The sequence below is a fragment of the Streptosporangium sp. NPDC006013 genome, from assembly GCF_040614275.1.
Lineage (GTDB): Bacteria > Actinomycetota > Actinomycetes > Streptosporangiales > Streptosporangiaceae > Streptosporangium.
On the sequence record NZ_JBEXUE010000318.1, the window covers coordinates 1 to 11,994 of the forward strand.

Annotated in this window: 13 protein-coding genes; 9 read left to right on the forward strand and 4 right to left on the reverse strand. The window is 70.1% G+C overall.

The genetic code is table 11. From position 1 onward, the window contains the following. Positions 1-247 precede the first annotated feature (247 nt). The 3 genes from ABZ260_RS35095 to ABZ260_RS35105 form a co-directional block, all read right to left on the reverse strand. On the reverse strand, positions 248-1,666 hold the full coding sequence (locus ABZ260_RS35095; RefSeq protein WP_355626266.1) for an amidase family protein: 1,419 nt from the start codon (positions 1,664-1,666) through the stop codon (positions 248-250). A gap of 204 nt (positions 1,667-1,870) precedes the next feature. Further along, on the reverse strand, positions 1,871-2,599 hold the full coding sequence (locus ABZ260_RS35100; RefSeq protein WP_355626268.1) for a glycosyltransferase family 2 protein: 729 nt from the start codon (positions 2,597-2,599) through the stop codon (positions 1,871-1,873). A 279-nt stretch (positions 2,600-2,878) separates the two neighbouring features. Then, positions 2,879-3,163, reverse strand: a complete 285-nt coding sequence (locus ABZ260_RS35105; protein WP_350921234.1) for a hypothetical protein — start codon at positions 3,161-3,163, stop codon at positions 2,879-2,881. A 232-nt stretch (positions 3,164-3,395) separates the two neighbouring features. Here ABZ260_RS35105 and ABZ260_RS35110 point away from each other — a divergent pair, with 232 nt between their 5' ends. From ABZ260_RS35110 to ABZ260_RS35140, 7 genes are all read left to right on the forward strand, one after another. Further along, positions 3,396-4,844, forward strand: coding sequence for a helix-turn-helix transcriptional regulator (locus ABZ260_RS35110; RefSeq protein ID WP_355626270.1), 1,449 nt, complete (start codon positions 3,396-3,398; stop codon positions 4,842-4,844). Then, complete coding sequence (locus tag ABZ260_RS35115; protein WP_350921239.1) at positions 4,844-5,749, forward strand: aminoglycoside phosphotransferase family protein; 906 nt, start codon at positions 4,844-4,846, stop codon at positions 5,747-5,749. Before ABZ260_RS35110 ends, ABZ260_RS35115 begins: the two co-directional genes overlap by 1 nt. 23 nt (positions 5,750-5,772) lie before the next feature. After that, the gene (locus ABZ260_RS35120; RefSeq protein WP_350921241.1) at positions 5,773-6,216 is read left to right on the forward strand and encodes an SRPBCC family protein; all 444 of its coding nucleotides are present in this window, start codon (positions 5,773-5,775) and stop codon (positions 6,214-6,216) included. Between the two features lie 24 nt (positions 6,217-6,240). Next, positions 6,241-6,987 carry an IclR family transcriptional regulator gene (locus tag ABZ260_RS35125; protein ID WP_355626273.1) on the forward strand — a complete coding sequence of 249 codons (747 nt, stop codon included), beginning with the start codon at positions 6,241-6,243 and terminating at the stop codon, positions 6,985-6,987. A gap of 63 nt (positions 6,988-7,050) precedes the next feature. Beyond that, on the forward strand, positions 7,051-8,226 hold the full coding sequence (locus tag ABZ260_RS35130) for a 4-hydroxybenzoate 3-monooxygenase (RefSeq protein WP_355626275.1): 1,176 nt from the start codon (positions 7,051-7,053) through the stop codon (positions 8,224-8,226). Further along, a complete protein-coding gene (gene pcaH / locus ABZ260_RS35135) occupies positions 8,223-8,903 on the forward strand; it encodes a protocatechuate 3,4-dioxygenase subunit beta (protein WP_355564372.1) in 681 nt (226 codons plus the stop codon). Before ABZ260_RS35130 ends, pcaH begins: the two co-directional genes overlap by 4 nt. Continuing rightward, positions 8,903-9,346 carry a protocatechuate 3,4-dioxygenase subunit alpha gene (locus ABZ260_RS35140; protein ID WP_355564375.1) on the forward strand — a complete coding sequence of 148 codons (444 nt, stop codon included), beginning with the start codon at positions 8,903-8,905 and terminating at the stop codon, positions 9,344-9,346. Before pcaH ends, ABZ260_RS35140 begins: the two co-directional genes overlap by 1 nt. Positions 9,347-9,391: 45 nt before the next feature. Here the strand turns inward: ABZ260_RS35140 and ABZ260_RS35145 are convergent, their stop codons facing one another. Beyond that, positions 9,392-10,555 carry a sensor histidine kinase gene (locus ABZ260_RS35145; RefSeq protein WP_355626277.1) on the reverse strand — a complete coding sequence of 388 codons (1,164 nt, stop codon included), beginning with the start codon at positions 10,553-10,555 and terminating at the stop codon, positions 9,392-9,394. 491 nt (positions 10,556-11,046) lie between these two features. Here ABZ260_RS35145 and ABZ260_RS35150 point away from each other — a divergent pair, with 491 nt between their 5' ends. Together ABZ260_RS35150 and ABZ260_RS35155 are read left to right on the forward strand one after the other, a co-directional pair. Continuing rightward, positions 11,047-11,673: a DUF998 domain-containing protein gene (locus tag ABZ260_RS35150; protein WP_355626279.1), complete on the forward strand. Its 627-nt coding sequence runs from the start codon at positions 11,047-11,049 to the stop codon at positions 11,671-11,673. Between the two features lie 154 nt (positions 11,674-11,827). Next, a partial coding sequence (locus ABZ260_RS35155) for a WGR domain-containing protein (protein ID WP_355626281.1) occupies positions 11,828-11,994 on the forward strand: 167 nt, incomplete at its 3' end.

The window sequence follows — 11,994 nt, forward strand, 5'->3', positions numbered from 1 at the left end:
CCCGGCCTGAAGGCCGGGGAAAGGTCCGTACGGGAGCGCCCGTCTGCCGGGGCGCGCGTCCTGCTCGAGACCGGCCTGCCGCCGCGGCTCCATGCACCGGCTCGCTTACCGGCCGGGCCGGCCGCCGTCGCCGCGTCCCGGGCATCTACTCGGAACTCGCGCTCGCCGGTCCGCTGGAACGGATTCCGGTGCCGGACAGCCGGCGGTTGAAGGCACTTCCGATCAGGAGCGACGGCCGCGCCGCCGGTCAACTCCTCCCGACGAAGAAGGCGGGGGTTCGCCGGTGCCAGGGCATGACCTGTTCCAGCTGGGAGGAGATCTGGAACAGCAGGTCCTCGCGGCCGTACGGGGCGATGAGCTGGACGCCGATCGGCAACCCATTCTCGCTCTGGCAGAGTGGCAGGCTGATCGCCGGGTGGCCGGAGGCGTTGAAGACCATCGTGAACGGCCCGTAGTCGAACAGCGAGTCCAGCCACGTGGCGAAAGTGTGACCGGGGTCGTTGTAGCGCAGGGTGCCGTGGGGCGCGGGCAGGCGTCCCAGCGTCGGGGTGATCAGCAGGTCGTGCCCGGTGAGGAACATGGCCACCGATCGGGTCACTCGGTTCTGCGCGTCGAAGGCGTTCATCATGTCCATCGCCGTGTACGCGCCGGCCACTCGCATCAACTGCCGGGAGACCGCCTCCAGGTGGTCGGGGTCGGGTTGCCGGGGCGCTCGCAGCAACATCGAGGCGATCGCGACGCCTTCGGCCATCGCGCTCGCCAGCACATCGTCCCAGTCGAGCTCGGGACGGCCGAAAGTGACAGCATGGCCCAGCCGTTCCAGCATGTGCCCGACCTGGACGACCGCCGCGGCCACCTCGCCGTCCACTTTCGCCCCCGACCAGGCCTCGGTGGTCACCGCCACCCGCAGTGAGCCGGGGTCAACGCCCAACTCGCCGGCGTACCGGCCGCTCGGGGGAGGCGCGGTGTACTTGTCGCCGACGCCAGGCCCGTGTACGGCGTCAAGCAGGTGGGCGGCGTCGCGGACGGTGCGGGTGAGCCCGAACTCGTACGCCATGCCGAGCATCGGCTCGCCCATGCCGGGACCGCACGGGACCCGGCCCCGGCTCGGCTTGAGCCCGACCAGCCCACAGCAGGACGCGGGAATCCGGATGGACCCGGCGCCGTCGCTGGCATGCGCGAGCGGGACGGCACCGGCCGCGACCAGGGCTGCGGCGCCGCCGCTCGATCCGCCGACGCCGCGATCACGATCCCAGGGGTTGCGGGTGGGTCCGTACCTGAGGGATTCGGTGGAGAAGCTGAGCACCATCTCCGGCACGGTGGTGAGGCCGAGCGTGACCAGCCCGGCGGCCCTGAAGCGGGTCATCAGGTCGGTGTCGCGCTGGGCGGGGATGCCCGGCAGTGCCCGGCTGCCGAGGAAGAACGGCACGCCCTCGGCCACCGGCCCGTGGTCTTTGATCAGGAACGGCACCCCGGCCAGGGGGCCGTCCACAACGTGGCCGAGCGCGGGATCGAACGGGGGGAGCGCCAGCCCGTTCAGCTCGGCGTCCGCGATCGCGATGGCCTCTCGGGCGACGGCTTCGACCTCTGTGGCGGTGACCTCGCCCGCCTTGATCAGGTCACGGAGGCCGATGGCGTCAACGCTCGCGTATTCGTGAATTTGCATGATGAGTCCTTGGTTTCGCACATCGATGACTGGGGGGTGGTCGGCGACCATCCCCTTGGCGGAATCGATGTGCTACTACGCTCGGAACATCAGGTTCATCGTGGCAGCCGCCGGCCCGGCGGTCGAACGAATTCACGGGCCCAGCAGGCCGACGGCGTTGCCGTCCGGTCGCCGTTCTCGGAAGTGCCGAGCCGGCCGAGGGGGTCAGGCGGCGACCTGTTCCCGGTGGAGCCGGGCGCCGCCGACGCGGCCCTCGCGCTCGCGGAGGATGGTGCGGAGCACCCGAAGGCCGTCGCGGACGGCGTGCAGGTTGCTGGTGCCGTGGATCCGGCTGCGCTCGTGGCTGGGGACCTCGCGGATGACGAGTCCGGCCTGGGCGGCGCGGATGTTCATCAGCGTCTCGATCTCGAAGCCGTCGCAGTCGAGGTCGAGCGCGTCGAGGTGGCGGGCCCAGAAGGCGTTGTAGCCGTAGCACAGGTCGGTGTAGCGGGTGCCGTACAGCCGGTTGGTCATCTTGGTCAGCACCGTGTTGCCGAGCGAGCGGATCGGGCTGATGTCGTCGGATCCTCCGCCGGGGGCGCAGCGCGAGCCCTTGGCGAAGTCGGCGCCCTCGACCAGCGCGGTCACGAAGGCGTGGATCTCCTTGCCGTCGGTCGATCCGTCGGCGTCGATCATGACGATGATGTCACCGGTCGCGGCGGCGAAACCCTCGGTGAGAGCGTTGCCCTTGCCTTTTCCGGTCTGCCTGACGACGCGCAGTCCGGGCCGGAGGGCCTTGGCCACGGCCACCGTGTCGTCGATGGAGTTGCCGTCGACCAGGATCACCTCGTCGATCCAGGATGGCAGGGTCGCGAAGACGTGGGGGAGGTTCTCAGCCTCGTTCATAGCGGGAACGACCACACTGACACTGAAGGCGAAAGGGGCGCTGTTCATGCGCATAAGGTCTACCGAACCGCCTGCAGAACGCTTGAAAGCCCCTTGCAAGCCCGTCCGGGACGGAAGGCCGGTCGCCCCGACCTCCCCCTGAGAGTACGGGGAAGGTCTCTTTGCCGACGGTCAGAAAGGGAGCGTACGGCCCGAGGGGCTGCGCAGGTCGAGCGGTACCGGCCTGCGGGGGGGACGGGGGCGTTGCACGACCAGGATCCTTTTCACGATGCCGCTCCATTCTGGGCTGGATCACCGGGTGTTACCCATGTCAGCCCCAAGAATCACCTATCTCCGTATCACATGAAGAACACTGGCCACACGCTCCGCGGCCGTGGCGACGTCCTCCGCGTGGCCGATGCGACCGGCCCAGGACAACCAGAACCACCACTCGCCGTCGTCCTCATGGGCGGCCAGCACGTCCTCGCTCCTGGCGGGGGCCATCGGGTTGATCACATGGAGCCTTGGATAAAGCCCCGCTGCCGACCTCAGGCGTACCTGGAAGGCGTGTGCCTCCAACTGGGCTGCCAACCGACGCAGGTGGTCGACGGCCTCGCCGCGTTCTGCCATCATCCGGATCACTCCTGGCGGACACTCGTGACTTGCCTCTTTGCAGAGTGCGGTTTCATGGCACTTGAGGCAATCGGTCCTTCCGCAAACCCCCTCGGGATCAGTGGAATAGACCGGAAAGTCATGGATGTTCCGTGGAGAAACCGCGAATAAAGGGAATCCGGCGCACGGACGCGTTTACGCTGTGGTGCGCCCTTGTTAATGTTGTGTAAACAGCGACCGGGAGAGGGACGCCGTGGCCCGAGGTGAGCACTCGCCCGCATGTGCGCGACGCTGGCGCGAGCAGGCGGCGTCCAGGCAGTGGACCCACTGGCAGACCGCGCAGGCCATCCACGGCTGCTGCGGGGTGAGCCTGCTCAAGGCACACCGCCTGGCCAGGGGATGGTCGGCCAGGCAGTCCGTTCAGGAGCTGGAAGAGCTCTGTGAGCGCCAGAGCCTGGGCGAGGCGCGGGCCAGCATCGACCTGCTCAACGCCTGGGAGAACAACCGGGCCAGACCGCGCCCGCAGACCATTGATCTGCTGGCCCGACTGTACCGCGCGAACGCCGTCAGATTGGGCCTGGCCGGAGATTACTGCGAGGACGGTGGAGGCGCCAAGGTCGTGGTCGTTTCCGGCGGCGAGGGACGCTCGCCCTACCAGGCCGAGGAGCGGGAACGGTCCGAAGACGACATCGAGCGACGGGCGCTGTTCCACCACGCTCTGCTCGGCTCGCGGTCCGTGATGACGGGCCGGCTACTGGCCGAGGTGGAGCGGACCCGTCAGGACCTGGACCGTACGCTCGCCATCTCCACCGTCTCCGAGGAGCAGCTCGACCGGCTCGACGAGCAGGTGCTGCGTTACCGGCGCGAGTACATCAGCAGCGCGCCGGTGCCGATGCTCTACCGGCTCATGCTGGAGCTGTCGGACGTCAGGACGCTCTCCTTGACCCGTCAGCCCGCGATGGCCCAGCGCCGCCTGCTCAACGCCACGGTCATGCTGGCGCTGCTGTCGGCCGACGCGCTGATGAAGCTCGGCGACACCCGCCAGGCCCACGCCTGGTACGGCACCGCGCGCAACGCCTCCGACGACATGGGTGACGTGCGGTTGCGCGCCCTCGTCCGGGCACAGCAGGCGATGCTGCCGTACTACTACGGAGACCTGGCCGAGACCGTGCGGCTGGCGCGCGAGGCCAGGATGCTCGCGGGGAACGCGCCCAGTTCCCCGGCGGCGCTCGGCGCGGCGGCCGAGGCGCGGGCACTGGCCCGGATGGGCGAGCACAAGGCGGCCAGGGTCGCGCTGGCCGAGGCGGAGCGGATCTTCGCCAGGATGCCTCCCGAGGGCCACGACCACCTGGCCTTCCGCTTCTCCGAGCGGCGGCTGCAGTTCTACCGGATCGGCACCCTGATCGAGCTGGGTGAGGATGTCGACTGGAAGCCGGGGCCCACCAGCCCTTCGGAACCGTACGCCATCGACCCGGTGCTGATCCTGCTCGACCAGGCGGCGCACCTGGTCCGCGACGGCAAGGTCGACGACGCCTGCCATCTGGCGGAGAAGGCACTGCTTCAGGTCCCGCAGGAGCACCGCACCTCCATCGTGCTCAACCGCGCGAGGGCGCTGCTCTCGGAGGTGCCGCAGACCAGGCATAGGGCGGCGGCGGTGCGCCGCCTGAACGACCTGGTCACCGGCGCGGCTCCGGTCAGCTGATGGGGTCGCTCGCCGAGGAGGCCTTCACCGTCCTGCGGGAGGTCTGCGAGGATCTCGGCATCGATCACCGGGACGCGGAGTTGCTGCGGGTGCGCAGCAACGCCGTCTTCAAGTTGCGTAGCGAGATCGTGGTCAGGATCGCCACCGCGCCCAACGCGCTGACCCGGCTGCCGCTGGTCCTCGCGGTGGCCCGCTGGCTCGCCGAGCAGGGGTTCCCCGCGGTGCGTCCGGCCGATGAGATCTCCGAGCAGCCCGTGGTACACGAGGGCAGGGTCGTCACGTTCTGGCACTACGTGCCGGCCAGCGGCCGCCCCACCACCACGGAGCTGGGTGAGATCCTGCGCAGCCTGCACCTGCTGCCGGTGCCGCCGATGGCTCTGCGGCGGTTCGTCGACCCGCTGTGCGAGGTGCGCCGCGCGGTGGACCGCTCCGAAGAGCTCACCCCCTGCCAGCGGGCCTGGCTGCGCGACCGCATCGCGGAGCTGACGGAGCGCTGGCTGGACCTCGGCGTGGACGACGAGCCCGTGCTGCTGCACGGTGACGCCTGGATCGACAACCTGCTGCGCTGCACGGACGGCCATGTGGTGCTCTGCGACTGGGACGGCGTCGCGGTCGGCCCCCGTGAGTGGGACCTGGTCCACACCTACCACGGCCAGCGGCGCTTCGGACTGACCGCCGCCGACGTGGACGCGTTCGCCGACGCGTACGGCAGCGATCTGCGTTCCTGGCCGGGATACTCCACTCTCATGGAGGTCAGGGACATCTACGCGGTGGGCATCCACATCCGCAACGCCGCCGCGGACCCCTTCTCCCGGCGCGAGTTGCCTCGCAGGCTCGATTCCCTCACCCGAGGTGAACAACATGCTCGCTGGTACATGGCGGAACCCGCTAGTGTCTCTCAATAAAGATCTTCAAGCGGGGACAGAGCATGCCAAAGGTCACGCTTCGTAATACTTTTCACGTCCGTAACACTCCGGAGGCGCTCCGTGCCCACCTGAGCCAGCCGCAGAGCTACATAGGGCTCTCGCCCATGGTGGTCGCGGTCAAGGACATCGAGCAGGGGGAGGCCGAGACCCGCTACACCTCGGTGGAACGCTTCAAGTTCCTCGGCGTCGTCAAGTACGACAACATGATCAAGGTGACGTTGCGGAACACGCCGCGGACCGTCGAGGGCGAGGTCGACAGTCCCGGCGGGGTGCGTCTGGAGTACCGGTTCACTCTCAGCGAGAAGGACGGGGGAACCGAGGTTGAAGACATCCTTGTGGTGCACGCCTGGGTCAGGCCGATGCTGGGCTACGCCGCGAAGAAAGCTCGCGAGGTGCAGCTCGCCCGCGCCGGGATCCTGGCCGCCCGCCTGGGTTCCGCCTCCTAGGCCTCGGCGGCCGAAGCGGGACGCGTGAGAGCGCCCACGGTCACCGGGAAGGTGATGGCGATCCTCGGCGCGTTCCTGCCGGGAGACGTGAGGCTGACGCTCACCGAGATCTGCCGCCGGGCCGAGCTGCCTCCCGCCACCGGCCACCGGCTGGTCGGGGAGCTGGTGGCGGGCGGCTTCGTGGAGCGGCTCCCCGACGGCTCCTACCGGGTCGGGATGCTCCTGTGGCAGATCGGTGCCCAGGCGGCGGAACCGCGGGAGCTGCGTGAGCTCGCCCTGCCGTACATGGAGGACCTCTACGCCGCGACCCGCGAGAACGTGCAGCTCGCGGTGCTCCGCGGCGACCGGGCGCTGTACGTGGAGCGACTGCGCGGGCCCACCTCCGTGCCGGTCGTCTCGCGGGTGGCCGGAGGGCTGCCGCTGCACGCGACCGGGGTCGGCAAGGTCCTGCTGGCCTTCGCGGACCCGGAGACGGTGGAGCGGGTGCTCGCCGGGGAGCTCACCCCGCACGCGCCCAACACGGTGGTGGACCCCACGCGGCTCCGTACCGAGCTGGAGGAGGTCCGCCGGACCGGGATCGCCTGCACGCAGGAGGAGATGTCGGTGGGCACCTGCTCGGTCGCGGTGCCGGTACGGGGAGCGGGCGGCCGGGTGGTGGCGGCACTGTCACTGGTGGCCTGGCGGCACAACGCCGACCCGCGCCGGCTGGCATCCGCCGTGCGGACCGCGGCCGGGGCGCTCTCCCGAGATCTCGCCGCCCTCCAGCGCTGAAAGATTTCCGCTGAGCGGAAGAGTGACGCGTGCGGGGGGTGGACGGTGCGGAATGCTCGACGCATGCGAACTCAGGTCGGGATCATCGGAGCGGGCCCCGCCGGGCTGCTCCTCTCCCATCTGCTCCACCTGCGGGGCATCGACTCGGTGGTCCTTGAGGCACGGAGCAGGCACTACATCGAGCAGCGGGTGCGGGCCGGAGTGCTGGAGCAGGGCACGGTGGACGTGCTCAACGAGGCGGGCGTCGGCGACCGGATGCGCGCCGAGGGGCTGCCGCACCACGGCATCGAGCTGCGGTACGGCGGGGCCGGGCACCGCATCCCCTTCGAGGAGCTCGTTCCCGGCCGGGCCATCACCGTCTACGGCCAGCAGGAGGTCGTCAAGGACCTCGTCGCCCGCAGACTGGCCGACGGAGGGAAGATTCTCTTCGACGTCCCGGACGTCGCCCTGCACTCGTTGGAGAGGAACCCCTACCTCACCTTCCAGGGGGAACGCCTCGACTGCGACGTCATCGCCGGGTGCGACGGCTTCCACGGCGTCTCACGGCGGTCGATCCCCGAGGGCGTCCTGACGGTCTTCCAACGGGACTACCCCTTCGCCTGGCTCGGCATCCTCGCGCGGGTCCCTCCGTCGGCCAAGGAGCTGATCTACTCCCATACCGAGCGGGGCTTCGCGCTGCACAGCATGCGCTCTGAGGAGATCAGCCGCTTCTACCTCCAGGTTCCCCCGGACGCCTCGCTCGACGACTGGCCGGACGAGCGGATCTGGGCCGAGCTGCGGGCACGCCTGGAGACGGTCCCCGGGTTCACGCTGGCCGAGGGGCCGATCATCTCCAGGGACATGTCGGCGATGCGCTCGTTCGTCGCCGAGCCGATGCGCCACGGCAACCTCTACCTCGCCGGGGACGCCGCCCACATCGTGCCGCCCACCGGAGCCAAGGGGCTCAACCTGGCGGTCGCGGACGTCCGGCTGCTGACCGCGGCCCTGGCCGAGTTCTACGCGACGGGTTCCAACGACCTACTGGACGCCTACTCCGACAGCTGCCTGAAGCGGGTCTGGCGCGCCCAGCACTTCTCCTGGTGGATGACCACGCTGCTGCACACCTTCGACGCCGACGACCCCTACGGGCGGCGCCTGCAGACCTCACATCTCGACTACGTCACCTCCTCAGAGGCCGCCGCGACCACGCTCGCGGAGAACTACGTCGGCCTGCCCTTCGATTTCGGAGCCCGCCCGTGACCCGCACAGATCCGCACCCGCACCACCTCACCCCCGGCTATCTCAGCACCCTGCTCCGCGCCCCCTCGTACCCGCCGGTGCGACCCGCCCTCGATCCCGAGGCGGCGGAGCTGCTCGACCCGGTCTACGGCCACAGGCCGGTCGGGCCGCTGGACCACGACCTGACCAGGCAGCACGCGGGCGAGCCGATCGGCGAGCGCATCATCGTCACGGGCCGGGTCCTCGACAGCCGGGGCCGGGCGGTGCCGAACACGCTGCTGGAGGTCTGGCAGGCGAACGCCACCGGCAGGTACGCCCATCCGGTGGACCAGCACCCGGCCCCGCTCGATCCCAATTTCACCGGGTTCGGCCGCTGCCTGACCGACGCCGAGGGCCGCTACCGGTTCGTCACGATCAAGCCGGGGTCCTACCCCTGGCGTAACCACCCCAACGCCTGGCGTCCGGCGCACATCCACTTCTCGGTGTTCGGCACCGCCTTCACCCAGCGTCTGATCACCCAGATGTACTTCCCCGGCGATCCGCTGTTCGCCTACGACCCGATCTTCCAGTCGGTCCCGGAGCCCAAGGACCGCGAACGGCTCATCTCCGCCTTCGACCTGGATGTCACCGAGCCCGAGTGGGCGCTCGGCTACCGCTGGGACGTCGTGCTGGGCGCGACCCCGTTTGAGGAGGAGTGATGTCGCAGACCCCGTCGCAGACCGTGGGCCCGTTCTTCGGGTACGCGCTGCCGTACGCCGAGGGGCCCCTCGTCGTGCCGGAGGACCATCCGGACGCGATCGAGTTGCGTGGCCGGGTGCTGGACGGTGCGGGCGAGCCGGTGGCCGACGCGCTGCTGGAGATCTGCCAGCCGGGGCTGTTCGGTCGTTGCGAGACCGGGGCCGACGGCTCCTATCGCTTCCGCACGGCCAGGCCCGACGGCTACATCCCTCTGCTGATCTTCGCGCGCGGCCTGCTCAAGCCGGTCTGGACCCGGGTCTATCTCACCGCGGAGGCGCGGTTCCCCGCCGAGGTGGACCCGTCGCGCCGGAGCACGCTCGTCGCGACGCCGGAGGGGGAGCGGTCCCACCGGTTCGACGTCCGCCTCCAGGGTGACGGCGAGACGGTGTTCTTCGCCTACTGATCCCGGTGCTCGCCGGGACGGACCAGGCCGTGCACGGTCTCCCGCTCAACCGGCGGGTTCCTCCCCGGTGGCTCGCACCGCCAGCGGGAACGAGGCACTGACGCCGTAACCGCCGTCCCGCAGCGGCCCGGTGGCGAGCCGCCCGTGGAAGAGCGCGACCCGCTCCCGCATGCCGATCAGGCCGTGCCCGGCGCCCTGGGGCCCGACGTGGCCGTTTCTGGGGCCGTCGTCGACGACCTCCAGGCTGAGCGTACGCGGCAGGTGGGAGACGGTGACCGTGACGCGTGCCGGGCCCGCGTGCTTGAGCGTGTTGGCCAGCGCCTCCTGGATGATCCGGTAGGCCGACAGCTCCAGCCCGGCCGGGAGCGGCCGGGCCTCGCCCCGCACGGCCAGCTCCACCTCCAGCCCGGCGGCGCGTACCTGCTCCACCAGGTCCTCCAGCCGGGCCAGGCTGGGCTGCGGGGCCAGCCCGTCCTCGCTGGAGTCGGTGCGCAGCAGGCCGAGCATCCGGCGGAGCTCCTCGACCGCCTCGCGGCCGGCCTCCTCCACCACGGTCAGCGTCTCGCGCTCGGCCAACTGGTCGGGGCGGAGCATCAGCCTGGCCGCGCCGGCCTGCATGACCATGACGCTGACACTGTGGGCGACCACGTCGTGCAGCTCGCGGGCGATCCGGGTGCGCTCCTCGGCCACGGCCTTGCGGGCGAGCAGCTCGCCGCGTTCTCGCGCCTGGACCGCGACCTGCCGGTGCCGCCACACGGCGAAGCCCGTGCCGCCGGCGATCGAGGCCATCACCACGGCCACCGCCATGTCCCCCGGGCCGAAGTCCTGGTCGACGGCCAGCATCATCGACCCGATGAAGAGCCCGGTGACCACGAGCCCGCCCACGGTCCTGAGCTCTCGCGGAGGAGCCTCGCTGACCAGGGTGAACAGCAGGATGAGCTGGGTGTAGAACTGCCAGGCGGCGGCGAGGTCGCCGAAGTACGCGAAGCTCACCGCGCTCGCCAGCGAGTAGACGGTCAGGACCGTGAACGGGGCACGGCGCCGTACGAGCACCAGTGCCGCCGCGGCCAGCACCGCGACCAGCCACCATGGGGACTGCTCGTGCTCGAAGGCCGACGTGCGCTCACTGAGCTCCTCGGCGAGCCCGAACACGGCCATGACCGCCGCGACCAGCCAGTCGACGGCGGTGGGCGGGAAAGGGCGGCTCATGACGCGGGGGGAGGGGGGTGCGGCATGACGTGAGGGTAAGGGGCGGGGAGCGCGGTTGACATCCATCTTTGGGGGGATTGCGGGCCAAGGCGGGCCTTGATGACGGTGAGGGGCGCAGTACGTAGTTTCCGAGCCATGTTCACTCTCACCAATCCTGACGCGTTCCGTCACGGGGCCGCGGGCGTCAGCCTGATCTTCGCCCCCCTCTGCCTACTGCCGGGCATGATCGTGACCGCTTCTCGACGGGCGGCGTGCCCGCGGGAGGCAGGCCTCACCCCGAGGGCGACCCTGATGAGGACCGCCCTACCATCGCGGGTCTTCGCGCAGGTCAGGGAGATGGCGCGGGGACCGTCCCCGGGAGGACGGCACCACCTGGCCCCGAGATCCTTACGGGACCGTTCAGGGACGTCAGGGGGCTCTCTCCGATATTCCGGAATCTTGATCGCCGCCATCGTTGAGGCATGGGAAGTCAGGCGTTCACGGGATCTGCGATGATCTTTGGCGGTTACGCGGCGATCGGCGCCGGGGCGGTCACGATGCTCGGGCTGCACGTGGTCACCGGTCTCGACCCGGTGCACACGGTGATCAGCGAGTACGCGTTCGAGGCGGACGGCTGGTTGCTTCCCCTGTCGCTCACGCTCTTCGCCGCCGCCGCGACGATCATCGGGGCCATACTGGCCCGGCGGGGCGAGGACCGCGCGGCGGCCCTGCTGGTCGGAATCTGGGGCCTGTGCATGCTGCTGATCGGCGCCTTCCCCACCGACGAGCCGGGCGTGCCGCTGTCGATGTCCGGTGGCATCCACAGGTACGCGGCGTTCGTGGCCTTCCTGACGATGCCGGTCGCCGGACTGCTCCTGGCCAGGCGGCACGCGGCCGGTCCGTACGCCCGCACGATCCGGCTGCTCAGCCTGGCCTCCCTGGGCGTGCTGGTCCTGGTGGTCCTCCCGTACGTGGTGCGGATGGTCGGCGTGGACCTGGCGAGCGAGGACATTCCCGCCGGGGTGACGCAGCGGCTGGTGGTGGGCTTCGAGGTGGCGGTGCTGGCCATGCTGGGCCTGATGGCCGGAACCGGGTGCGGCCGTACCCGCCGCCCGCTCCCAGCGGCCGCTCGCGGCTGACACCCTCGCGATCCGGGGGAGGCCGGAGCGTCCGAAACACGGACGGGTCCGGCTGCCGATCGACAACCCTCGCCGCTACTTTTCCTGACTTTTCATTATTTGTCGTACGGCTGCCCTACGCTCCGGAAGCGTCGACCAACGGAGAGGGTGGAGCATGACCGCGCGGAGCACGTACCTGGAGCTGTCCGAGGACGGTGGGAGCTCGCACAAGTTCTACGAGGTGGTGCTCGACGGGACCCAGGTGACGATCAGGTACGGCCGCATCGGCGAGTCCGGCCAGTCCAAGGCATCGGCCTTCGCCAGCGTGGCGAAGGCCGAGGC

Coding starts and splice junctions, on each gene's coding strand:
- ABZ260_RS35150 (WP_355626279.1), top strand. CDS start 11,047: ATGATCTTTGGCGGTTACGCGGCGATCGGCGCCGGGGCGGTCACGATG.
- ABZ260_RS35115 (WP_350921239.1), top strand. CDS start 4,844: ATGGGGTCGCTCGCCGAGGAGGCCTTCACCGTCCTGCGGGAGGTCTGC.
- ABZ260_RS35145 (WP_355626277.1), bottom strand. CDS start 10,555: ATGAGCCGCCCTTTCCCGCCCACCGCCGTCGACTGGCTGGTCGCGGCG.
- ABZ260_RS35140 (WP_355564375.1), top strand. CDS start 8,903: ATGTCGCAGACCCCGTCGCAGACCGTGGGCCCGTTCTTCGGGTACGCG.
- ABZ260_RS35120 (WP_350921241.1), top strand. CDS start 5,773: ATGCCAAAGGTCACGCTTCGTAATACTTTTCACGTCCGTAACACTCCG.
- ABZ260_RS35105 (WP_350921234.1), bottom strand. CDS start 3,163: ATGATGGCAGAACGCGGCGAGGCCGTCGACCACCTGCGTCGGTTGGCA.
- ABZ260_RS35100 (WP_355626268.1), bottom strand. CDS start 2,599: ATGAACAGCGCCCCTTTCGCCTTCAGTGTCAGTGTGGTCGTTCCCGCT.
- ABZ260_RS35095 (WP_355626266.1), bottom strand. CDS start 1,666: ATGCAAATTCACGAATACGCGAGCGTTGACGCCATCGGCCTCCGTGAC.
- ABZ260_RS35130 (WP_355626275.1), top strand. CDS start 7,051: ATGCGAACTCAGGTCGGGATCATCGGAGCGGGCCCCGCCGGGCTGCTC.